Origin of the sequence: Candidatus Accumulibacter sp. ACC005, assembly GCF_907163215.1 — a bacterium.
GTDB classification, from domain to species: domain Bacteria; phylum Pseudomonadota; class Gammaproteobacteria; order Burkholderiales; family Rhodocyclaceae; genus Accumulibacter; species Accumulibacter regalis.
Map to the genome: position 1 here is coordinate 461,430 of NZ_CAJQUB010000006.1, position 20,116 is coordinate 481,545.

The window sequence follows — 20,116 nt, forward strand, 5'->3', positions numbered from 1 at the left end:
CTCCACGACTCACTATTTCCTGCCTGCGCCTTGGCCCTGCGTCAAAATCAGCATGCCCAGGCGGGGACGTCACAAACCGATCAGCCCCAGACAAGAAGAGCCCTTGCGGGCTCTTCGACCACAATCAAAGAACACTCTCTCACCGAGAAGCGTTCAACCGTTATCACACACGGCGACGACGGCTCAGGCACAGACCGAGCAGACCGATGCCGAGCAGAGCCAGCGACTCGGGCTCGGGAACCTGCAAGCGGTATGAACCGCTGAAGGAGTGGAACGGGTCCGGCGCAGAATAGCCCGTCGGCGTCGCCGAGAAGCCATACAGGTACTGCCACGATGCGCCATCGACTTGCACCTTGACCACCTCACTGACCTGTGCGCCATCGGCAACCGGCGCGAGATCGTCAGCCGTTCCGGGAAGCGCCGCATTGACGGCAGCGACCAGCGCGTTCAGGACCGGACTCGCATTGAGAAAGCCATCGAGGCCGACGTAGATCGTTCCGTTGGCAGAGGTATCGACGTACGAAACGTTCGGATCGCTGACGCGTCCGTAGCCCGCCGTACTACCGAGGAAGATACCCGTCAGGGCGGTGAGTTGGGTTCCGCTCAGAATCTGCCCGACCGAGGCGAAGGCGTCGGTAATGTAGCGGGTCGCCAGCGCATTGCCGTTCGCGGTCCAGTCGGTCAGAATCAGGCTGCTCATGACCACCTGATGTGCGCCGACCATACCGGTCATGGTCGTGACCGGGCCCCCAAGCTTGGACAGCTCGACGTTTCCGTTGCCATTCAACACAAGCTGTGCGTCAGCCGGGGTCTGAGGGCCGGTGTTGGTGATTACACCCGGTGAGGTCTCACTCCAGACGGTATAGACACCAGGCCCTGCAAATGGGACTGGGTCAAGCACTATTGAGACGGCTGACGCGCCGGCCGACGCCACCAAGGCCGCTACGGCCAGGGCGATCTTTGTCTTGCTGCAAAATGCTTTCATAAGAGACTCCTTTGACATCGAGTACCAGCCCTTGTCGGAAACCGGTTGATGAGGGTTGAATGGACTTAACAAGTCTTGGTTTCTGGGATGCCACACAGGCCCGCGCCTGCTTCCCTCGACAAAACCTGACTCGGTACACATAAAGCAAATTTCATGCCAAAAAACGAATGTCTATAAAATCCACCACTTAGCCTGTCCCCGATCGGAGACCAAGAGAATCGTGTAAAAAAACTCGACACTTGGCGTGTCGCGACGACCCTCTCTTCAGGTGAAGTATAGCAGGCGACAGGGAATGCCCTGGCCGGAGGCGGTCTTCCGGTCGCCCGCTCGCGGCGCGCCGGCAATCGGACACGGCATTGCGCGCTTGCCGCGACTGCCGACGCGATCAGTGGGTGGCCATGATGCCATTGCGGCTCGCCGCACGCCCTTGCGCGCTGTCCGCAGCGCACTTGCGAGCACGCCGGACAGCGCGCTATAGTTGCGGCGCGAAGGGGAGAGGGCGGCAAGGCAGCCGCCGCCGAAGGCGCAATCCACCCGGAAACGCTCAGGCAAAAAGGACCGTTCGTGCAAGGAACTCTGGAGAGCGGCGCGCGCCTGTCGGTGCAGCGCCCACCGATGGGGCGTGCGGCGGCGACCACCTTGCCACCGCAAAATCTCTCAGGTACATGGACAGGGGGGTGAACTCGATGCGAGTTCGCCCCCTTTTCGTTTCTGGAATCAACCTTAACAATCTCTCACAAGGGTTTGATACGATGCAGAAAACCGTCCTCAACGAAGACCATCTCAGAAGCGGCGCAAGAATGGTCGATTTCGGCGGCTGGGAGATGCCTCTGCACTACGGCTCGCAGATCGAGGAGCACCACGCGGTGCGTCGCGACGCCGGCATGTTCGACGTTTCGCACATGTGCGCGGTCGATATCGGCGGCGCCGACAGCGCGGCTTTCCTGCGCCGCCTGATCGCCAACAACATCGACAAGCTGCAGGTCGCCGGCAAGGCGCTGTACAGCGCGATGCTCAACGAAGCTGGTGGCGTGATCGACGACCTGATCGTCTATTACCTCGACGAGAACCGCTACCGGGTGGTGATCAACGCCGCCACGGCGGCGAAGGATCTGCGCTGGATGGCTGCCCGCCTCGCCGACTGGCAGCTTGCCGCAACGATCACGCCACGCCGCGAGGGTGCCGACGCCCTGGCCATGATCGCCGTGCAGGGACCGAACGCGCGCCAGAAGGTCTGGCAGGTCTTGCCCGACTCGCGTTCGGCGTGCGAATCGCTGAAACCGTTTTTCGCCGCGCGCAGCGGCGACTTCTTCATCGCCCGCACCGGCTACACCGGTGAAGACGGTTACGAGATCACGCTGCCCGCCGGGCAGGCGAGCGAACTGTGGACAAGGCTCGCCGCTGCCGGCGTCCAGCCCTGCGGCCTCGGCGCCCGCGACACGCTACGCCTCGAAGCGGGAATGAATCTTTACGGCCAGGACATGGACGAAAACGTTTCGCCGCTCGACGCCGGCCTGGCGTGGACCGTCGACCTCGTCAACCCACGCGACTTCGTCGGCAAGGCCGCGCTCGTCGCCCGACCACAGCAGCAGCAATTTCTCGGCCTGGTGCTCGCGGAGCGCGGCGTCCTGCGTGCGCACCAGAAGGTTATTGCCAGGCAGGGTGCTGGTGAAGTCACCAGCGGCAGCTTCTCGCCAACGATGCAGAAAGCGATCGCCCTGGCCCGCCTGCCGCTCGCCGTCGCCGTTGGCGACAGCGTTGAGGTGGCGATTCGCGACAAGCTGCTCGCGGCCCGGGTCGTCAAGCCTTGCTTTGTGCGAAACGGAAACATTCTTGTTTGATTTCCAATTGTTAGTCGTTAAATTTCATCTAATTTGTCAGGAGTGGAAATGAATACCCCCAGCGACCTCAAGTACACCAGGAATCACGAATGGGTCCGCGTCGAAGCCGACGGAACGATCACCGTCGGCATCACCGACCACGCTCAGGAGCTGCTTGGCGACCTCGTTTTCGTCGAACTTCCGGACGTCGGCGTCGAGTTTTCCGCCGACCAGGAGGTGGCGGTGGTTGAATCGGTCAAGGCCGCATCCGACGTTTACGCACCGGTGACCGGAAGCATCGTCGACATCAACCCGACCGCCGTGGAGACCCCGGAAGTGGTCAACCAGGACGCCTACGCTGCCTGGCTGTTCAAGATGCAGCCCGCCGCTGCCGGTGACCTCGATACGCTGCTCGACGCCGCCACTTACCAGCAACTCGTAGACGCCGCCTAGGCAAATCGCATCGCCACCGGAAAACGCCATGGACGCCACGCCCCCGCAGCAACCCTTTCAGCCCGCCGATTCCCCGACACTCGCCGAACTCGAACAGCGCGACGATTTCGTCGCTCGCCACATCGGTCCCTGTGCCAGCGAAACCGTTGCCATGCTGGCAAGCATCGGCGTGTCCAGCCTCGAGCAGCTCATCGATCAGACGGTCCCGGCAGCGATTCGCCTGCGCGCACCGCTGGCCCTCGCCGAACCACGGCCCGAGCGTGAAGCCCTCGCGGCGCTACGGGCGCTGGCCGGCCGGAACCGTGTCCAGCACGCGATGATCGGCCTTGGCTACGCCGACACCCTGACCCCCGCCGTCGTACTGCGCAACGTGCTGGAGAACCCTGGCTGGTATACCGCGTACACACCCTACCAGGCGGAGGTCGCGCAGGGTCGACTCGAGGCGCTGCTCAACTACCAGCAGATGGTCATCGACCTCACCGGTCTGGAACTGGCCAACGCGTCGCTGCTCGACGAAGCGACCGCCGCTGCCGAAGCGATGAGCATGGCGCGCCGGGTGAGCAAGTCCGGATCGAACCGCTTCTTCGTCGATTCGGGCTGTTTCCCGCAGACGATTGACGTCGTCAGGACCCGTGCCGAGTATTTTGGCTTCGACCTCGTCTTCGGCACGCCGGAAGTGGCCGCGCAACAGGAGGTCTTTGGCGCCCTCTTCCAGTATCCGAACGAACGTGGCGAAGTCAGCGACCTCAGCGGCCCGATCGCGGCCGTCAAGTCGCGCGGCGCCGTCGTGGCCGTCGCTGCCGATCTGATGGCGCTGGTCCTGCTGCGCTCGCCGGGCGAAATGGGTGCCGACGTTGCCCTCGGCTCCTCGCAACGCTTCGGCGTCCCACTCGGCTTCGGCGGTCCGCACGCGGCGTTTTTCGCCACCCGCGACGAATACAAGCGCTCGGTGCCCGGCCGCATCATCGGCGTCTCTATCGACCGCCGTGGCAACAAGGCGCTGCGCATGGCGCTGCAGACGCGCGAGCAGCATATCCGTCGCGAAAAGGCCAACTCCAACATCTGCACCGCGCAGGTCCTGCTGGCCAACATCGCCGGCATGTACGCCGTCTATCACGGTCCGCAAGGCTTGCGCACCATCGCCAGCCGCATTCACCGGCTGACCGCCATCCTCGTCGAAAGCCTTCGCCGTGCCGGAATCAAGGTGGCGACGCGGCATTTCTTCGACACCCTGTGCGTTGACCTCGGCGGACACGCCCTGAGCGCCTACAAGGCGGCCATCGATGCCGGCTACAACCTGCGCCAGGTCGCTCCCGGAATCCTCGGGATCGCGGTCAACGAAAAGACATCGCAAGCCGACATCGCCACGCTGATCAAGCTCCTCGCCGGGATCAACGCCGACCTCGGACCACTCGACGAGCAACTGCGCCACGACGACCCCGGCCTGCCGCCAGCCTTCCTGCGCAGCGACGCCATCCTCACGCACCCGGTGTTCAACACCCACCACACCGAACACGAGATGCTGCGCTATCTCAAGAAGCTGCAGAGCAAGGATCTGGCGCTCGACCACTCGATGATTTCGCTCGGCTCATGCACCATGAAGCTCAACGCCACCAGCGAGATGATTCCGATCACCTGGCCGCAGTTCGCCGACATCCACCCCTTCGCGCCGCTCGACCAGGCTGAAGGCTACCTGCAGATGATTGGCGAACTCGAGGAATGGCTCAAGGTGATCACCGGTTTCGACGCCATCTGCATGCAACCCAATTCAGGCGCACAGGGCGAATACGCCGGTCTGGTGGCCATCGCGCGCTATCACGCCAGCCGCGGCGAGACGCAACGCAAGGTCTGCCTGATCCCGCGCTCGGCACACGGCACCAACCCGGCCACGGCACAGATGTGCGGCATGCGCGTGGTCGTCGTCGATTGCGACGACTCGGGCAACATCGACCTCGGCGACCTCGCTGCCAAGGCGGCGCAGCACGCGACCGCCCTCGCCTGCCTGATGATCACCTATCCGTCGACGCACGGCGTCTTCGAGGAATCCGTCCAGGAGATCTGCGCCACCGTGCACGCCCATGGCGGCCAGGTCTACATGGACGGGGCCAACCTCAATGCCCAGGTCGGCCTGACTTCACCGGCCCTGATCGGCGCCGACGTCAGCCACATGAACCTGCACAAGACCTTCTGCATCCCGCACGGGGGTGGCGGTCCGGGGATGGGGCCGATCGGCCTCAAGGCGCATCTGGCACCGTTCATGGCCAACCACAGCGTGCAGCCAGTCAGCGGACCGCACCAGGGCCAGGGCGCCGTGGCTGCCGCCCCCTGGGGATCGGCGTCGATCCTGCCGATCTCGTGGATGTACATCGCCATGATGGGCGGCAGCGGACTGACGCGCGCAACGCAGGTCGCGATTCTCAACGCCAACTACGTCGCCAGTCGCCTCCGCCAGCACTACCCGGTGCTGTACACCGGCAGCCAGGGCCGCGTGGCGCACGAATGCATCCTCGACATCCGCCCGCTCAAGGCAGCCACCGGCGTTTCCGAGACCGACATCGCCAAGCGCCTGATGGACTACGGTTTTCACGCGCCGACGGTCAGCTTCCCGGTTGCCGGAACGATGATGGTCGAGCCGACCGAGTCGGAGTCGAAAGCCGAACTCGACCGCTTCATCGCCGCGATGATCGCCATCCGCGAAGAAATCCACCAGATCGAACTCGGCCACTGGCCGAGCGACGACAACCCGCTAAAGAATGCGCCACACACCCAGGCCGACATCGTCGACAGTGACTGGAAACGACCGTACAGCCGCCAGCGGGCCGTCCTGCCCCTGCCCTACGTCGCCGAGAACAAGTTCTGGCCGAGCGTCAATCGGGTCGATGACGTTCATGGCGACCGCCACCTGTTCTGTTCCTGCATTCCGATCGACGCGGTGGACGCGGAGGAAGAAGCGACGAGCTGAGGCAGGCAGCCCGAGCCAGGGTCGCCCAACTTCAAGCCGGGCACGGCGACGCCTGATGCTTGCTTCTCAACACGGCAGGCCATCGGGCCACAGGCAGACACCGACTGCCTTCGCGCCGCCGGTCAGCGGTTCGAGTCGCCGCGCCAACTCGGCCGGCGAGGTCCACCAGGTCGCGTCGATGCCCGCGAAAGGCCCGATGCCGGCAAGGGCGTTCTGTACCGCCGCACCACAGAACAGGGGCAGCGCGCTGTCGGCCTCCGGCAGACGCGCGACGACGTCTGAAAACTGCCGCTCGGATAGCGTAAAGCGATAAATCTGTATTCTCAGGCCATCGTCCATTTGATAGGCAACGTAGTCGGCAAGGCTGACCCGCTGCCAATCGGGCGATCTGGCGCGCACGTTCTTGTAGCTCCCGGCCGGATCGCTGAGGCGCTCACCGGCGAAAATCCCGGCGTGATTGCCCAGCGCGGCATTGTTGTTGATGACCACGACCACTTCGTTGGCAGCCGGCTCGGCAAGCTGGATCTCCGTACGCAGGCTGTCCCACGAGCGCTCGCCGAAGCGGTGCCCTGGCTCACCGTTTTCCGCCCTGCTGGCGCAACCGCCGAGCAACAGTGCGAGCACCACGAGCTGCGCCACAAGCACTCGGCGCCCGGCACCAGGAACAACTTTCGCGCTATTCATCGGTCGACTTCGCTTCTCAGAGTTGCCGGATGAGCCAATGGTAAGAAGGGATGGCCCAGGTCGCAACAAGCAAAGGGCGTTACAGCGCAGGGCAGGCGTACGCACGGGTGGCGATTTCTCGGTACACTTCTCTTCCTCCACCGACTTTCAGACTCCGCCACTCCGCCACTCTCCAGGAGACGATGACCATGAGCGCACCGATCTACGAGTTCTCCGCCGAGCGCCTTGAAGGGGGCGTTCAGTCGCTTGCCGACTACGCCGGCAAGGTTCTGCTGATCGTCAACACGGCCAGCAACTGTGGCTTCACGCCGCAGTACGAAGGCCTCGAGGACATCTACCAGCGCTATCACCCGCGCGGCCTCGAGGTGCTGGGCTTCCCGTGCAACCAGTTCGGTGCACAGGAACCCGGCGAAGCCGACGAAATCGCCAGCTTCTGTCAGAAGAACTACGGCGTCGCCTTCCCGATGTTTGCCAAGATCGACGTCAACGGCGAGCACGCCCACCCGCTCTACCAGTATCTCAAGAAGGCCGCTCCCGGCCTGCTCGGCAGCGAAGGCATCAAATGGAACTTCACCAAGTTCCTGGTCAACCGCCAGGGCGAGGTGATCGAGCGCTACGCGTCGGCGACCGCGCCGGAGAGCATCGCCAAGGACATCGAAGCCCTCCTGTGAAACCTGCGCAAGCGACCTCGGAGCCCGGCCAGGCCTGCGTCCGGCAAGCGCTTCCGCCCCCGGTGACGCAAGCCGCCAGTGCCGACGCCTGACTTCAGCGCCATGCTGCGCTGGCCGAACGTACCGGCCTGCTACGGCTGGCTGTCGCTCGACCCGCGCGGGCGCTGGCGGATGCGCGGCGAAGCGCTCAGCCATCGCGGCCTCACCGATTTCCTCAATCGGCAGTACGCGCACGACGAGAACGGCAACTACTTCGTCCAGAACGGCCCGCAACGCGTTTTCGTCGCTCTCGACTACACGCCATGGGTTGTGCACCTGCCGGCACCGAATCGCCTCGAAACGCAGGTCGGCGAGACGGTCAGCGAACTGCGCGGCGCCGCCATTGACGAGGAAGGCAATCTGCTGCTCGAAATACCGCCCGGGATCGCGCTGCTCTGCGACCGCGACCTGCCGGCCCTGCTCCCCTGCCTGCGCCTGGCGGACGGCGCCGTCGCCGACGACGACGCCCTGCTCGCGGCCATCGCGCAAGAGCCTGGCGAGATCAGCGCGCTGACCCTCGTTTGGCAAGGGCAACGCGTTCCCGTGCGAACGGTGCGCCGCTGTGAAGTCGCGCAACGCTACGGCTTCATTGCCTCACCGCAGGAAGCACCGCCCGGAGCTGCGCCTTGACCCTGCGGCAGCTCGCGCTCGACGCGCTGCTGTTACCGGTCGCCGACGAAAAGTGCCAGGCGGTCGACAGTATCTTGCTGACGCCACCCTCTGCGCTGGGCGACGACGGCCAGATCGTCGCCGTGCCCGACACGCGCCGACTGGCGGTGGAGACGCTTCCCGGCCGCACGGCCCGGCCAGCGCTGGTGCCACCCGCACAACTCGCCAGGCGGCCGGTGAACAGCGTCGAAGGACGTGCCGCGCTGATCCATTCGCTGGCTCACATCGAACTCAATGCCGTCAATCTGGCGCTCGACATCGTCTGGCGCTTCGACGCCATGCCGGCCGACTTCTATCGCCAGTGGATCGGCGTCGCTGGCGAAGAGGCCCGCCACTTCTCTCTGCTCAGCGAACATCTGCAAGCGATGGGCTACGCCTACGGCGACTTTCCCGCCCACGACGGCCTTTGGGAAATGGCCGAGCGGACCAGCAACGATGTCCTGGCCCGGCTGGCGCTGGTGCCGCGAACGCTCGAAGCGCGCGGCCTCGACGCGGCACCGCCGATTCGCGACAAGCTGAAAAACGTCGGCGACCAGCGCGGCGCGGCGATCCTGGCCATCATCCTCGCCGACGAGATCGGCCACGTCGCCATCGGCAACCGCTGGTACCGCTGGCTGTGCACAGAACGCGGGCTGGACCCGGTGACCTGCTACGCCGAGCTCGCGCAGCGTTATCGTGCGCCTCGCCTGCGCGGACCTTTCAACCTTGAAGCGCGCCGCGCAGCGGGCTTCGACGAACGGGAGCTGGCAGCCTTGCAGGCGCCATGACGCGCCAACCGGGCGAGGCAGAATGACTGCCCCGGCGCCCTCTTTCGGCCTCGCGCTGCTGCTCACGACCCTGGTCGCCCTCGGCCCCCTGTCCACCGACCTCTACCTGCCCGCGCTGCCGACGCTCGCGCGCGTCTTCGGCAGCGACGCGGCCGGCGTGCAGCTGACGCTGTCGGTCTTCCTGGCCGGTTTTGCCGTCGGCCAGTTGTTCTACGGACCGCTCTCCGATCGCTTCGGTCGCCGGCCGCTGATGCTCGGCGGGCTGGCCATCTACGGCCTGGCCACCATCGCCTGCATCCTGGCACCGAGCATCGAGATGCTCATCGCCGCGCGCTTCGTACAGGCGATAGGCGCCTGCGCCGGACCGGTCCTCGGCCGTGCCGTCGTCCGCGACGTCTGGGGGGCTGCCGAGTCGGCGCGCATCATCGCCTACATGGGCGGGGCGATGGCCATCGCGCCGCTGCTCGGGCCGACGCTGGGCGGCTTTCTGACGGTACTCTTCGGCTGGCAGTCGAATTTCGTCATCCTGCTGCTGGTTTGTGCCGTCCAGGTCATTGCCGTCGCCCACCTGCTCCGCGAAAGCAACGTCCAGCGCAACCCGGGAGCGACGCATCCCCGTCAGCTGCTCGCCAACTTCCGCCTGCTGCTCGCCAACCGCAGCTACCTTGGCTACGTCCTCACCTTTTCCTTTTCGTACAGCGCGCTGTTCGCCTTCATCTCGGCGTCGTCGTTCGTGCTCAGCGAGAGGTACGGCCTGACGCCGGAGGTCTACGGGATGTGTTTCGGACTGGTCGTCGCCGGCTATGTCGTCGGATCTCTCGCTTCCGGCCGACTGGTCCGGCGCTTCGGAGGCGATACCTTGCTCGCTTTCGGCGCCTGCCTCGGCGCCGTCGCCGGCGCGAGCATGGCGGCCCTGGAGTTCTCGGGAGCAACGAGCATTGCCGCCATCCTCGCGCCGATGTTCTTCTGTACCGTGGCCACCGGACTGGTCATGCCGAACGCGATTGCCAAGGCACTGGCCCCGTATCCGGCCATGGCCGGGTCGGCGTCGGCGCTGATGGGTTGCGTGCAGATGACCCTCGCCGCCGTGGTCGGCATCGCCGTCGGACACGCGCTTCCGGGCGGTGGCGGGGCGCTGGCGGCGGGGGTGGCCATGTGCACGGCACTCGCGCCGCTGTCCTACCTGATGCTCATCCGGCCCCAGCGCAGCGCGTGAGTTGAGCCGCTTCGCCAGCCGGACGCCAGGACCGGTTTCGGCATAAGATAAGCGCCTGCCGCAACCCTTCGTCGACCTTTGGGACCACCCGCTTGCTAGCCAGAGAAACCACCCCCAGCGCAATCGTCAAGTATCTCGATCAGTACGTCATCGGCCAGGAAGACGCCAAGAAGGTCCTCGCCGTGGCCGTCTACTCGCACTATCGGAAGATCGCCACTTTCGCGCACGACAAGGGCGCGATCGCCAAGAGCAATGTCCTTCTCGTCGGTCCTTCGGGAACCGGCAAGACCTTGCTCTGCGACACCCTGTCAAGGATTGCTGAAGGTTCCCTTCGTCACCGCCGACGCGACTTCGCTGGCCCAGACCAAATACGTCAATGAAGAAATCGAGGCCATCCTGCAGGCGGCTGCTGGACAGAGCCGACGGCAACATCGAGAATGCCCAGCGCGGCATCGTCTTCATCGACGAAATCGACAAGCTGAAAGCGACCAACGCCCAGTCCGGGGCGATCTCCGGCGAGAGCGTGCAGCACGCGCTGCTGAAGATCATGGAAGGCTCGCCGGTCAAGCTCAAGGACAATCAGTACCTCGACACCAGCAATGTGCTGTTCATCTGCGGCGGCGCCTTTGTCGGCATCGAGAGCATCATGGCCAAGACCCATGGCTTCGGATTCATCGCCACCTCGGCCGACGACAACCAGAACATCCTCGATCGCCTGAACAAGCGGGTGAAACCAACCGACCTCTTCGAGTTCGGCCTGATTCCCGAGTTCACCGGGCGCCTGCCGGTGATCGCCAACCTGCATCAGCTGAGCAAGGCGATGCTGGTGCGCATCATGAGCGTGCCGAAGAACTCCATCTATCGCCAGTACATCGAGATCTTTCGTGGCGAAGGCGTCGACCTGCGCATCGGCCCCAAGGTCTTCGAGCAGATCGCCGAAATCGCCATCGAGTACAAGACCGGCGCGCGCAGCCTGCGCGGCATCTTCGAGGAGCTGATCACACCGATTCTCTACGTCGTTCCCGACCACCCGGAGATTGCCCGGGTTGAGATCGCCTCGCTCTTCGAAGACCCCCGCCTTGTCGGCAGGAAGTAGGCCTGCGCTGGCCGCTTCGTCGCTGCCGCCCGCCGGATCGCCTGGCGACACGCGTACGCAGGGCGGTGCCGCCTTGCCGCTGGTGCGTATCGTGCGTACTGCGCGCATGGTGCTTCTCGTCTATCTGATTGTTTTGGCAGGAATCAGCATGTTCCAGGACCAGCTCCTCTACTTCCCCGAGCGCGCCAGCGTTGCCGACATGGAGCGCGCGTCCGGCGGCCTGTCGCCGTGGCCGACGGCGTCCGACTTCCGCGGCCTGCTCGCCGAGCCCGACGGCGCGGTGCGCGCCACGGCGATCATTTTCCACGGCAACGCCGGCCATGCCGGCCGCCGTCAGTTCTACGTCGGCGCACTGAAGCGGCTCGGTCTGCGCGTCATTCTCGCCGAGTATCCGGCTTACGGCCCGCGCAGCGGCGACCTGGGCGAGAAGAGCCTGGTCGCCGACGCAGAACGGACGATTGCTCTCGCCCAGCGCAGCTACGGTGGACCGTTGCTGGTCATTGGCGAATCGCTGGGTGCCGGCGTGGCAGCGGCCGCCAGCGCCGCCCAGCGGGAGAGGGTCGATGGCCTCTTGCTGATCACGCCGTGGGACCGGCTCGAAGAGGTTGCCGCCCACCACTACCCGCTGCTGCCCGTGCGCTGGCTGCTGCGCGACCGTTACGACAGCGTCGCCCACCTGGCATCGTTCGGGCGCCCGGTCCTGGTCGCCGTCGCTGCCGGCGACACCATCGTCCCGCCCCAGTTCGGGCGCGCGCTCTACGCCGCACTCGCCGAACCGAAACGACTGGCGGTCATCGCCGGTGCCGAGCATAACGACTGGTTTTCTCGCCTCGACGACGCCTGGTGGCGACAGGCGGTCGACTTCCTGCTGGCGGACAAGGCGCCCTGACCAGGGCGCCATCAACGATCTGCGGTGGCCCTCGGTTTCAAGGCGGCGAGCAGGTCGAGCGGCAAAGGCAAGACCACCGTCGTTGCCCGGTCGCCGGCGACCTGGGTCATGGTCTGCAAATAGCGCAGTTGCATCGCCTCCGGCCGCTGTGCGAGCATCGTCGCGGCTTCCAGCAGTGCCGCTGCCGCTTCCTTTTCGCCTTCGGCGTGGATCACCTTCGCCCGCCGCTCGCGCTCGGCCTCGGCCTGACGGGCGATGGCCCGGATCATCGACTCGTTGAGGTCGATATGCTTGATCTCGACGTTGGTCACCTTGATTCCCCACGAGTCGGTCTGCGCGTCGAGGATCTTCTGCACATCGAGATTGAGCCGTTCGCGTTCAGCCAGCATCTCGTCGAGTTCGTGCTTGCCGAGAACGACGCGCAGGGTCGTTTGCGCGAGCTGCGAGGTGGCCATGAGGAACTGCTCGACCTGGATGATCGCCTTTTGCGGGTCAACGACGCGGAAGAAGACGACGGCGTTGACCTTCACCGAGACGTTGTCGCGCGAGATCACGTCCTGCGGCTCGACGTCCATGGTCACCACCCGCAGGTCGACGCGCACCATCTGCTGAATGCCGGGGATGACGATCACCAGTCCCGGCCCCTTGACCTTCCAGAAACGGCCGAGCTGGAAGACCACACCGCGCTCGTACTCGCGCAGAATGCGCAGCGAGGCGATGAGCAGAATCAGCAAGATCGGCACCAGGACGCCGCCCAGTCCGAGGTTGAGTTCGAAGATCATGGTGTTTCTCCTTTTGCTGAGGAAGAGTCGTCGTTTGCCTGCACTTCGAGAGTCAGACCATCGATGGCGCTGATGCGCACGTGCTGGCCCGCGCGCAGCGGGCCGCTGGCGCGCACGCGCCAGCGCTCGCCGTGCACCTGCACCCAGACCTCGTCGCCGTCTACCGAGGCGATCTCGCCGCTGGCGCCGATCATCTCCTCGCGGCCGCTGACCACCGGCGCGCGGCGTGCACGCAGGGCCATGCTGCCGCCGAGCAGGATCAACGCCGCGGAACTGGCGGCCAGGCCGAAGAGCAGCGGCAGCGGCACACCCAACCCCGGCACATCACGATCGAAAAGGAGCAGGCCACCGGCGATGAACGCGGCAACGCCACCGACCCCGAGGACGCCAAAGGTCGGCGTCAGTAACTCGGCGGCCATCAAGCCGATACCCAGTACGATCAGCGCCAGGCCGGCGTAGTTGACCGGCAGCATCTGCAGCGCAAACATGGCCAGCAAGAGACAGATCGCGCCGACCGTGCCGGGAACACCGAAACCCGGCGATGAGAACTCGAAGATCAGGCCGTAGATGCCGATCATCATCAGGATCAGCGCAAAGCTCGGGTTGGCGATCACCGACAGCAGCCGGTGCCGCGCATCGGGTAGCACCTCCCGCGTCTCCAGACCGCGCGTGGCCAGCGTCAGCCTGCCGCTCTGCATCTGCACGCTGCGACCGTCGATCTGGCTCAGCAGATCGGGAAGATCGGCGGCAACGGCGTCGATGACCTTCTCGCGCAAGGCTTCGGAAGCGGTCAGGGTGACCGCTTCGCGCACCGCACGCTCGGCCCACTCGGCATTGCGACCGTGCTGCTGCGCGAGGCCGCGGATGAAAGCCGCAGCGTCGTTGACCTGCTTGGTTTTCATCGCGTCGCCGGCGAGCGGTGCTGCCGCCGGAGGGGGTTCGGAGGCCGGAACGGGCCTGGAAGGAGGCTCGGAAGCAGGCTTAGAAGCGGGCGCGGCTGCCGGCGCCGGCAACGAGGGCGGCGGCTCCGGGCGATTCGGCGTGCCTCCCGGCAGTCCGATGGAGACCGGCGTCGCGGCACCCAGGGTCGTCGCTGGCGACATCGCCGCGAGGTGACTGGCGTAGAGGATGTAGGTGCCGGCGCTCGCCGCCCGCGCGCCCTGCGGGCTGACGTAGGACACCACCGGCACCGGCGAGGCGAGAATGGCCTGGACAATCTGGCGCATCGCGCTATCCAGCCCACCCGGCGTATCGATCCGCAGGACGACCAACGGCGCACCCTGGTCGCGCGCGTGCTGCAGACTGCGCACGACGTAATCGGCGCTGGCCGGACCGATCGCGTCCTGGACGGTGAGCACGATCACCGGCGCAGCCGGCGCAACGTCCGGGCCGCTGCCGGCCATACCCGGCAGCCCCGACATCGCCAGCAGCACCAGCAAGCACAGCAGCCGTGGCCAGGTGCCGCGACCGCCAACGATGGACCATCGTCCTGCGGGACGACTGAACAGCGCCTTCATCCGTTTCCCCTTTCAGGATTGGAATGCCGCAATTGCCCTCACCTCAAAGTAGCCCAAACACCTGCCGCACGCTTTCTTTTCTGCATCACGCGAGCGTCGCCAAGCTGCGCTACCATGGCACACAAGCACCCGCCGGGCGCGGTCCGGCCTTGCGCAGGGGTGAGGCTTTCCTTGGCCAGACAGGAGGATGACGAAATGATTCTCGAACAAATCGCCACTGGCGGCTGCCAGTCCTACCTCGTCGGCTGCAGCGACAGCAGCTCGGCGGCCCTGATCGATCCGGAAATCAGCCAGATCGACCACTATCTGGCGCTCGCCGCCCGCGACGGCCTGCGTATCCGTTACCTGATCGACACCCACACCCATGCCGACCATTTCTCGGCAACCCGGCAACTGGCCCGACAGTTGGCGGTACCGGTACTGATGTACCGAACGAGTGCCGCGCCCTTCGTCGATATGCGCATTGGCGACGGCGAAATGGTGATGCTCGGGCGGCTGCGCCTGCAGGTGATGCACACGCCCGGTCACACCAGCGACTCGATGTGTCTGCAGATCGAGGACAGCGTCTTCACCGGCGACACCTTGCTGATCGGAGGAACGGGACGCACCGACCTGCCCAGCGGCGATCCGGAAGCCCTCTACGACAGCCTCTTCCAGCGCCTGCTGAAACTCGAGCCCAAGGTCAGGGTGTTCCCGGCGCACGACTACAAGGGCCGGCAAAGCTCGACCATCGGCGAGGAAATCGCCAGCAACCCGCGCTTGCAGAAGCGTGACCGTGCCGCCTTCGTCGACATGATGCGCGAGCTCAACCTGTCGATGCCCAGGCATGTCACCGAGGCGCTGCGCACCAACATGAGCGGTGGCAAGTCGGTCGCCCAGCTGCTCGCCGAGGCTGCTGCCCGAGTGCCGTTCATGTCCCTGCCCGAGCTCAAGGCGCGCGTCGAAGCCGCCGACGAGGACTTGATCGTCCTCGACGTACGCGAGCGCGAAGCCTACGAGAGCGGCCATGTCCCCGGCGCCCGCCTGCTGCCGCGCGGTCAGCTCGAGTTGCGGGTCAACCAGGAGCTGCCCGACCCGACGCGGCGCATCCTCACCTGCTGCGAACTGGGTCAGGTGTCGACTCTCGCGGCAGCGACCCTGCGCGAGATGGGGTTCCCGCACGTGGTGGCCCTCGACGGCGGCATGAAAGCCTGGCGCGTGGCCGCCTATCCGTTGAACTCGGGAGCGGAGCCGTAGGTCAATCGAGGGTGGCAAGTCGACCACGGGCAAAGGCAGTGGCGCACAGGCGGCCATCGCTGGCGCTTCCCTCCTTGGCTCTTTATTCGCACTGTTACCTCCGCCTTTTTTCCCACGCACAGCAAGAAGGAGCAAACCATGGGCCTACACATAGGCGACGAAGCGCCGGACTTCACTGCCCCGACCACCGAAGGCACGATTCATTTCCACGAATGGATCGGTGACAGCTGGGCCATCCTCTTTTCCCACCCCAAGGATTTCACCCCCGTGTGCACCACCGAGCTCGGCTATCTCGCCCGGCTCAAGCCGGATTTCGACAGCCGCAACACCAAGGTCATCGGCCTGTCGATCGACAGCGTCGAAGATCACCTGCGCTGGGCCGACGACATCGCCGAAACCCAGGGCACGGCGCTGAACTACCCGCTGATCGGCGATACCGAGCTGGTCGTCGCCAAGCTCTACGACATGATTCACCCCAACGCCAGCGGCAACGCGGCGGGGCGCACGGCGGTCGATAACGCCACCGTTCGGTCGGTATTCCTGATCGGCCCGGACAAGAAGATAAAAATGACCATGACCTATCCGATGAGCGCCGGACGCAACTTTTCCGAAGTCCTGCGAGCGCTCGATGCGATCCAGCTAAACGCCAAGCACACGGTGGCCACGCCGGTGAACTGGCGTCCGGGCGAAGACGTGATCATCCCGACGTCGGTGTCGGACGAAGCCGCCAGGGCCAAGTATCCAAGCGGCTGGAAAACGCTCAAGCCTTACCTGCGCGTCGTCACCCAGCCCAAATAGGCCGGGCGTAGGCGACTTGGCGGCCGGGAACGCCGAAGACGCGACCGCGCTGCCGGCAAGCACCGGCAAAGCCGTCAGGCGCCCGGCGCAGCCAGCCAGCGACGCAGCCAGGCACTGCCGGCGTCAACGGCAACCGAAAGGACGAGCATGGCGGCAATCACCGTGCTCGCCTGCGCGTAGTGAAAGAGCGACAGCTCGACGTAGAGCAGTTGCCCCAGGCCACCGGCGCCGACGAAACCGAGAATGGCGGCCATTCGGATATTCATTTCCCAGCGGTAGAGGGAGTAGGCGATGAGCTGCGCCGATACCTCCGGCAGAGTGCCGTAGAGGAAGGCGGCAGCGGACGGCGCGCCGGCTTCGAGCAGGGCGTCGCGAGGCCGTGGCGGCGCGTTCTGCAAGGCCTCAGCGAACAGGCGCCCGAGCACGCCACTGGTATGCAGCGCCAAGGCCAGAATGCCGGCAAACGGACCCAGCCCGGCCGCCAGCGCCATCAGCGTCGCCCACACCAGTTCCGGCACCGAGCGCAGGGCGTTGAGCAGAAAACGCGTCAGCTGCTCCAGGCCCTGCCCGTAGCGCCCCGACGCCGGCAAGGCCAGGAGCAGGCCGGCTAGCGCCGCGAGCAGCGTCCCCAGGGCGGAAATGGCGACCGTTTCCAGGGACCCCCAGGCGACTTTCGCCAACCAGCCGGACGAGAGATCGAGCGGGAAGAAGGCACGAAAGTAGTCGGCCATCGACGCCAGCGCCGCGCGGCTGAGCAAGGCGGCAAGGCCCAGGTCAAGCCAGACATAGCTGGCCAGCAACGCACTGCCGAGCAGCAGCAACCACGCCAGCGCCCGTGGGCCGACGGCCAGAGCGCCGGCGCGGGCAGCGCCGTCGCCCAGTTGCCGGCGCAAGAGGCCGGAGAGCGCGTCTGCGGCGAGCACCAGGAGCAGGAAGGTGAGCAGGATGCTTGCCGCCTCGCCGCCGTTGAGCATGCGCATCGACTGATCCATGAGCTGGCCGAGCCCGCCGGCGCCGACAAAGCCCATGACCACCGAAGCACGCACCGCGCACTCCCAGCGATAGACGGTGTAGGAAGTCAGTTCCTGCGCAGCACCAGGGAGCAGGCCGTAGCACAGCGCCTGCAGGCGGCTGCCGCCGGCTTCGAGCAGCGCCCGCGCCGGCCGGCTGTCGCCGGACTCGAGAATTTCGGCATAGACCTTGGCCAGCATGCCGCCGTAGGTCAGCCCCAGCGCGAGAACGCCGGCGGCCGGCCCAAGGCCGAAGACGCGTACGAAAAGCAGCGCCCAGACCAGCTCGGGGAGGCCACGCAGGACGACCAGCAACATGCGCAGGGCCGCCCGCAGCCACTCGCCACGGCGCCGCCCCGCTCCCGGACCGAGGCGTGAAATCGACAGGGCCTGCGTCGTGGCCATGGCCAGCGGCACGGCGAGGACGAAGGCCAGCGCCATGCCCGCGCTGGCGATGGCCAGCGTTTCGAGCGTCGCGCGGCCGAGATAGGCAAGAAACTCGCTTCCGCTTGCAGGCGGCAAAAAAGCGGCGAGAAAGCCGCCCATGACGCGCAGGTTCTGCGCTTCGAAGAGGATCCACGGCCGAAATTCGCCGACCACCGCCAGCGGCCAGAGGATGACCAACGCCAGCAACGCAGCGGCGACCCGCCCGGGCGCTGCCGGGTCGCGCGGGTGCTTCACCGCCAGCAGGTGCCGCGCCGTGGCCCACCCGCGGCAAGCGGCAACGCAGGCGTTGCCGGCTCGCCAGCGAGCAGCGGCAAGCCGCCGCCTTCGGTGGCGTAGAGCGCGCTCAGCAGCGTTTCGTCGACCTCGGCGACCGGGCGGTCGAAAGCGATCCGCCCGTCGCGCATGCCGACGATGCGCGGAAAACACGACAGCGCCAGGTCGACGGCGTGCAGACTGGCGACCAGCGTCGCCCCGCGCGCCGCGGCGTCACTGCTCAACACCTGCACGGTGTGCAGCGCCAGCGCCGGGTCGAGGGCAGAGACCGGCTCGTCGGCAAGGACCAGCTGCGCTTGCTGATAAAGCACGCGGGCAATGCCGACGCGCTGCAGTTGACCGCCCGAGAGGCGGTCACAGCGATCGAAAATCCGTTCGCCGAGGTCGAGTCGCGCCAGCGCCGCGCGTGCGCCGACGATATCGACGGGATAAGCCAGCGAGGCGATTCCCTTCCACCACGGCCACTGCCCGAGGCGGCCGGCGAGAACCGCGGTCACCACGCGCTGCCGCAGGGGCAGCGGGGGTGCCTGATGCGCCACGCCGATGCGCGCGCGCAAGCGACGCAGCTCGGCCGCCGACAGCGTCCACGGATCGTCGCCGTGCAGATCGATGGACCCCCTGCTCGGACGCAGGGCGGCACCGATCAGGCGCAGCAGGGTGGTCTTGCCCGCCCCCGAAGGACCGACGATGGCGAGCTGTTCGCCGGCCTGAACCGCCATGGCGACCTCGCGCAGGGCGACGAAGCCGTTGCCGTGCGTCAGGCCGACGTCATGCAGGCGAAACAAGCGGACTACTTCAGCAGGCCAGCCGCTTTCGCTGCCTGCTCGATGCCGGCGTAGTTCTCCTTTTTCGTCGGGATGAACTTCGTCGCCCTCTGCAGGGCGAGAATCTCGGCGTGCTCCGGGTTACTGGCGTCAAGCTTCAGGAAAGCCGCCTCGATCTTCCTGATCAGCGCCGGATCGAGATCGCCGCGCACGGTCCAGTTGTAGTCGAAGTACGGCGGCGTCGTGGCGATCACGCGCACCTTCGCATCGACCTTCTGCTGCTCGACCAGCTTCGCCCAGACCGATGCATTGAGCACCCCGGCGTCGGCCTTTCCCGAAGCGACGAACGCCACCGTCGCGTCATGCGCGCCCGAGAAGGCGACGTTCTTGAAGTCGCTGTCGGCATTGATGCCGTCCTGCATCAGGAAGTAGCGCGGCATCAGGTGGCCGGAAGTCGACGACGGCGAGCCAAAGGCGAAGACCTTGCCCCGGGTGTCGGCCAGTGTCTTGATGTTCGGGTCGGCGGTAATGAACTTGGAGGTGAACCTGGCGTCTTCCTCGCGCTGCACGATCGGGAGGGCCGTTCCCTTGGTGCGGATGTTGGCCTGCACGAAGGTAAAACCGCCAAGCCACGCCAGATCGAGCTTGTCGCTGGCCAGCGCTTCGACGACGGCCGCGTAGTCGGACACCGGAACGAAGGAGACCTTCATCCCCAGCTCCTTCTCGAGATACTTGCCGAGCGGCGCGAACTTGCGCTGCAGTTCGGTCGGCGCCTCGTCGGGAATCGCCGAGACGCGCAGCACGGCGTCAGCAGCCGCAGCGGTGTTGAAAAATAAGCTGACGAGGGCGCAGACAAGCGCGCTCTTGAGCGCCAGGCGGCGCGAGAAGTGGACCATTGGAACTCCCTGTAAAGACCCGCCACGGCACGGAGTGGGCCGCAGCTTGAACGCGGCCGGCGTCGAAGCGCGGCCGCTAGCAAGAATCAAAGCGGTACCTGGACCGCCGGCGGACTATAGCCGGGCGCACACGATCAGGCAA

19 protein-coding genes and 2 riboswitches are annotated in these 20,116 nt (G+C 65.9%); of the genes, 12 read left to right on the top strand and 7 right to left on the bottom strand.

The features are described from left to right. Positions 1-163: 163 nt before the first annotated feature. Positions 164-1,126: an NF038130 family PEP-CTERM protein gene (locus QZ613_RS09190; RefSeq protein ID WP_366144441.1), complete on the bottom strand. Its 963-nt coding sequence runs from the start codon at positions 1,124-1,126 to the stop codon at positions 164-166. Between the two features lie 339 nt (positions 1,127-1,465). After that, positions 1,466-1,556: riboswitch (glycine riboswitch) on the top strand. 3 nt (positions 1,557-1,559) lie between these two features. Next, positions 1,560-1,660: riboswitch (glycine riboswitch) on the top strand. A 77-nt stretch (positions 1,661-1,737) separates the two neighbouring features. Between QZ613_RS09190 and gcvT the strand changes: the two genes are divergently transcribed. Genes gcvT through gcvP form a run of 3 tightly spaced genes read left to right on the top strand, consistent with a single transcriptional unit; the run spans position 1,738 to position 6,220 of the window. Beyond that, positions 1,738-2,826 (top strand): glycine cleavage system aminomethyltransferase GcvT, encoded by a 1,089-nt coding sequence (gene gcvT / locus QZ613_RS09195; protein WP_043569511.1) that lies wholly within the window; start codon positions 1,738-1,740, stop codon positions 2,824-2,826. 48 nt (positions 2,827-2,874) lie between these two features. Next, positions 2,875-3,258, top strand: coding sequence for a glycine cleavage system protein GcvH (gene gcvH / locus QZ613_RS09200; protein WP_291868378.1), 384 nt, complete (start codon positions 2,875-2,877; stop codon positions 3,256-3,258). Between the two features lie 28 nt (positions 3,259-3,286). After that, positions 3,287-6,220 (top strand): aminomethyl-transferring glycine dehydrogenase, encoded by a 2,934-nt coding sequence (gcvP, locus tag QZ613_RS09205; protein ID WP_291982075.1) that lies wholly within the window; start codon positions 3,287-3,289, stop codon positions 6,218-6,220. Positions 6,221-6,286: 66 nt separating this feature from the next. Here the strand turns inward: gcvP and QZ613_RS09210 are convergent, their stop codons facing one another. After that, complete coding sequence (locus QZ613_RS09210) at positions 6,287-6,904, bottom strand: hypothetical protein (protein ID WP_291868382.1); 618 nt, start codon at positions 6,902-6,904, stop codon at positions 6,287-6,289. A 188-nt stretch (positions 6,905-7,092) separates the two neighbouring features. Here QZ613_RS09210 and QZ613_RS09215 point away from each other — a divergent pair, with 188 nt between their 5' ends. The 7 genes from QZ613_RS09215 to QZ613_RS09245 all read left to right on the top strand — a co-directional run bounded on the left by QZ613_RS09215 (position 7,093) and on the right by QZ613_RS09245 (position 12,251). Further along, complete coding sequence (locus tag QZ613_RS09215; protein ID WP_043569597.1) at positions 7,093-7,575, top strand: glutathione peroxidase; 483 nt, start codon at positions 7,093-7,095, stop codon at positions 7,573-7,575. Between the two features lie 78 nt (positions 7,576-7,653). Continuing rightward, positions 7,654-8,244: a DUF2946 family protein gene (locus QZ613_RS09220; RefSeq protein WP_291868387.1), complete on the top strand. Its 591-nt coding sequence runs from the start codon at positions 7,654-7,656 to the stop codon at positions 8,242-8,244. Continuing rightward, the gene (locus tag QZ613_RS09225) at positions 8,241-9,050 is read left to right on the top strand and encodes a ferritin-like domain-containing protein (protein ID WP_043569521.1); all 810 of its coding nucleotides are present in this window, start codon (positions 8,241-8,243) and stop codon (positions 9,048-9,050) included. The genes QZ613_RS09220 and QZ613_RS09225 overlap by 4 nt, the downstream gene beginning before the upstream one ends. A 22-nt stretch (positions 9,051-9,072) precedes the next feature. Beyond that, complete coding sequence (locus QZ613_RS09230; RefSeq protein ID WP_291982077.1) at positions 9,073-10,266, top strand: multidrug effflux MFS transporter; 1,194 nt, start codon at positions 9,073-9,075, stop codon at positions 10,264-10,266. Between the two features lie 92 nt (positions 10,267-10,358). Next, positions 10,359-10,646, top strand: coding sequence for a hypothetical protein (locus QZ613_RS09235; RefSeq protein ID WP_291982079.1), 288 nt, complete (start codon positions 10,359-10,361; stop codon positions 10,644-10,646). Beyond that, positions 10,643-11,362 carry an AAA family ATPase gene (locus QZ613_RS09240; RefSeq protein ID WP_291982082.1) on the top strand — a complete coding sequence of 240 codons (720 nt, stop codon included), beginning with the start codon at positions 10,643-10,645 and terminating at the stop codon, positions 11,360-11,362. Before QZ613_RS09235 ends, QZ613_RS09240 begins: the two co-directional genes overlap by 4 nt. Before the next feature lie 106 nt (positions 11,363-11,468). After that, the gene (locus tag QZ613_RS09245) at positions 11,469-12,251 is read left to right on the top strand and encodes an alpha/beta hydrolase (RefSeq protein WP_291982135.1); all 783 of its coding nucleotides are present in this window, start codon (positions 11,469-11,471) and stop codon (positions 12,249-12,251) included. Positions 12,252-12,262: 11 nt separating this feature from the next. Here the strand turns inward: QZ613_RS09245 and QZ613_RS09250 are convergent, their stop codons facing one another. Both QZ613_RS09250 and QZ613_RS09255 read right to left on the bottom strand, forming a co-directional pair. Continuing rightward, on the bottom strand, positions 12,263-13,033 hold the full coding sequence (locus QZ613_RS09250) for a slipin family protein (protein ID WP_043569528.1): 771 nt from the start codon (positions 13,031-13,033) through the stop codon (positions 12,263-12,265). Further along, complete coding sequence (locus QZ613_RS09255; protein ID WP_324593285.1) at positions 13,030-14,550, bottom strand: nodulation protein NfeD; 1,521 nt, start codon at positions 14,548-14,550, stop codon at positions 13,030-13,032. Before QZ613_RS09255 ends, QZ613_RS09250 begins: the two co-directional genes overlap by 4 nt. Before the next feature lie 195 nt (positions 14,551-14,745). Between QZ613_RS09255 and QZ613_RS09260 the strand changes: the two genes are divergently transcribed. Both QZ613_RS09260 and QZ613_RS09265 read left to right on the top strand, forming a co-directional pair. After that, entirely contained in the window at positions 14,746-15,786 is a 1,041-nt protein-coding gene (locus QZ613_RS09260) for an MBL fold metallo-hydrolase (RefSeq protein WP_043569530.1), read from the top strand. Between the two features lie 138 nt (positions 15,787-15,924). Next, positions 15,925-16,584 carry a peroxiredoxin gene (locus QZ613_RS09265; protein WP_043569532.1) on the top strand — a complete coding sequence of 220 codons (660 nt, stop codon included), beginning with the start codon at positions 15,925-15,927 and terminating at the stop codon, positions 16,582-16,584. Positions 16,585-16,658: 74 nt separating this feature from the next. Here the strand turns inward: QZ613_RS09265 and phnE are convergent, their stop codons facing one another. Genes phnE through QZ613_RS09280 form a run of 3 tightly spaced genes read right to left on the bottom strand, consistent with a single transcriptional unit; the run spans position 16,659 to position 19,974 of the window. Further along, entirely contained in the window at positions 16,659-18,275 is a 1,617-nt protein-coding gene (gene phnE, locus QZ613_RS09270) for a phosphonate ABC transporter, permease protein PhnE (protein WP_291865606.1), read from the bottom strand. Further along, positions 18,272-19,099, bottom strand: a complete 828-nt coding sequence (locus tag QZ613_RS09275; protein WP_291865608.1) for an ATP-binding cassette domain-containing protein — start codon at positions 19,097-19,099, stop codon at positions 18,272-18,274. Before QZ613_RS09275 ends, phnE begins: the two co-directional genes overlap by 4 nt. A gap of 5 nt (positions 19,100-19,104) precedes the next feature. Continuing rightward, a complete protein-coding gene (locus tag QZ613_RS09280) occupies positions 19,105-19,974 on the bottom strand; it encodes a putative selenate ABC transporter substrate-binding protein (RefSeq protein WP_043569535.1) in 870 nt (289 codons plus the stop codon). Between the last annotated feature and the right edge of the window lie 142 nt (positions 19,975-20,116).

Excerpts from the sequence above, each read along its gene's own strand:
- QZ613_RS09215 (WP_043569597.1), top strand. The coding sequence starts at position 7,093 with ATGAGCGCACCGATCTACGAGTTCTCCGCCGAGCGCCTTGAAGGGGGC.
- QZ613_RS09240 (WP_291982082.1), top strand. The coding sequence starts at position 10,643 with ATGAAGAAATCGAGGCCATCCTGCAGGCGGCTGCTGGACAGAGCCGAC.
- QZ613_RS09265 (WP_043569532.1), top strand. The coding sequence starts at position 15,925 with ATGGGCCTACACATAGGCGACGAAGCGCCGGACTTCACTGCCCCGACC.
- QZ613_RS09255 (WP_324593285.1), bottom strand. The coding sequence starts at position 14,550 with ATGAAGGCGCTGTTCAGTCGTCCCGCAGGACGATGGTCCATCGTTGGC.
- QZ613_RS09250 (WP_043569528.1), bottom strand. The coding sequence starts at position 13,033 with ATGATCTTCGAACTCAACCTCGGACTGGGCGGCGTCCTGGTGCCGATC.
- gcvH (WP_291868378.1), top strand. The coding sequence starts at position 2,875 with ATGAATACCCCCAGCGACCTCAAGTACACCAGGAATCACGAATGGGTC.
- gcvT (WP_043569511.1), top strand. The coding sequence starts at position 1,738 with ATGCAGAAAACCGTCCTCAACGAAGACCATCTCAGAAGCGGCGCAAGA.
- QZ613_RS09260 (WP_043569530.1), top strand. The coding sequence starts at position 14,746 with ATGATTCTCGAACAAATCGCCACTGGCGGCTGCCAGTCCTACCTCGTC.
- QZ613_RS09190 (WP_366144441.1), bottom strand. The coding sequence starts at position 1,126 with ATGTGTACCGAGTCAGGTTTTGTCGAGGGAAGCAGGCGCGGGCCTGTG.
- QZ613_RS09230 (WP_291982077.1), top strand. The coding sequence starts at position 9,073 with ATGACTGCCCCGGCGCCCTCTTTCGGCCTCGCGCTGCTGCTCACGACC.
- QZ613_RS09245 (WP_291982135.1), top strand. The coding sequence starts at position 11,469 with ATGGTGCTTCTCGTCTATCTGATTGTTTTGGCAGGAATCAGCATGTTC.
- gcvP (WP_291982075.1), top strand. The coding sequence starts at position 3,287 with ATGGACGCCACGCCCCCGCAGCAACCCTTTCAGCCCGCCGATTCCCCG.
- QZ613_RS09280 (WP_043569535.1), bottom strand. The coding sequence starts at position 19,974 with ATGGTCCACTTCTCGCGCCGCCTGGCGCTCAAGAGCGCGCTTGTCTGC.
- QZ613_RS09210 (WP_291868382.1), bottom strand. The coding sequence starts at position 6,904 with ATGAATAGCGCGAAAGTTGTTCCTGGTGCCGGGCGCCGAGTGCTTGTG.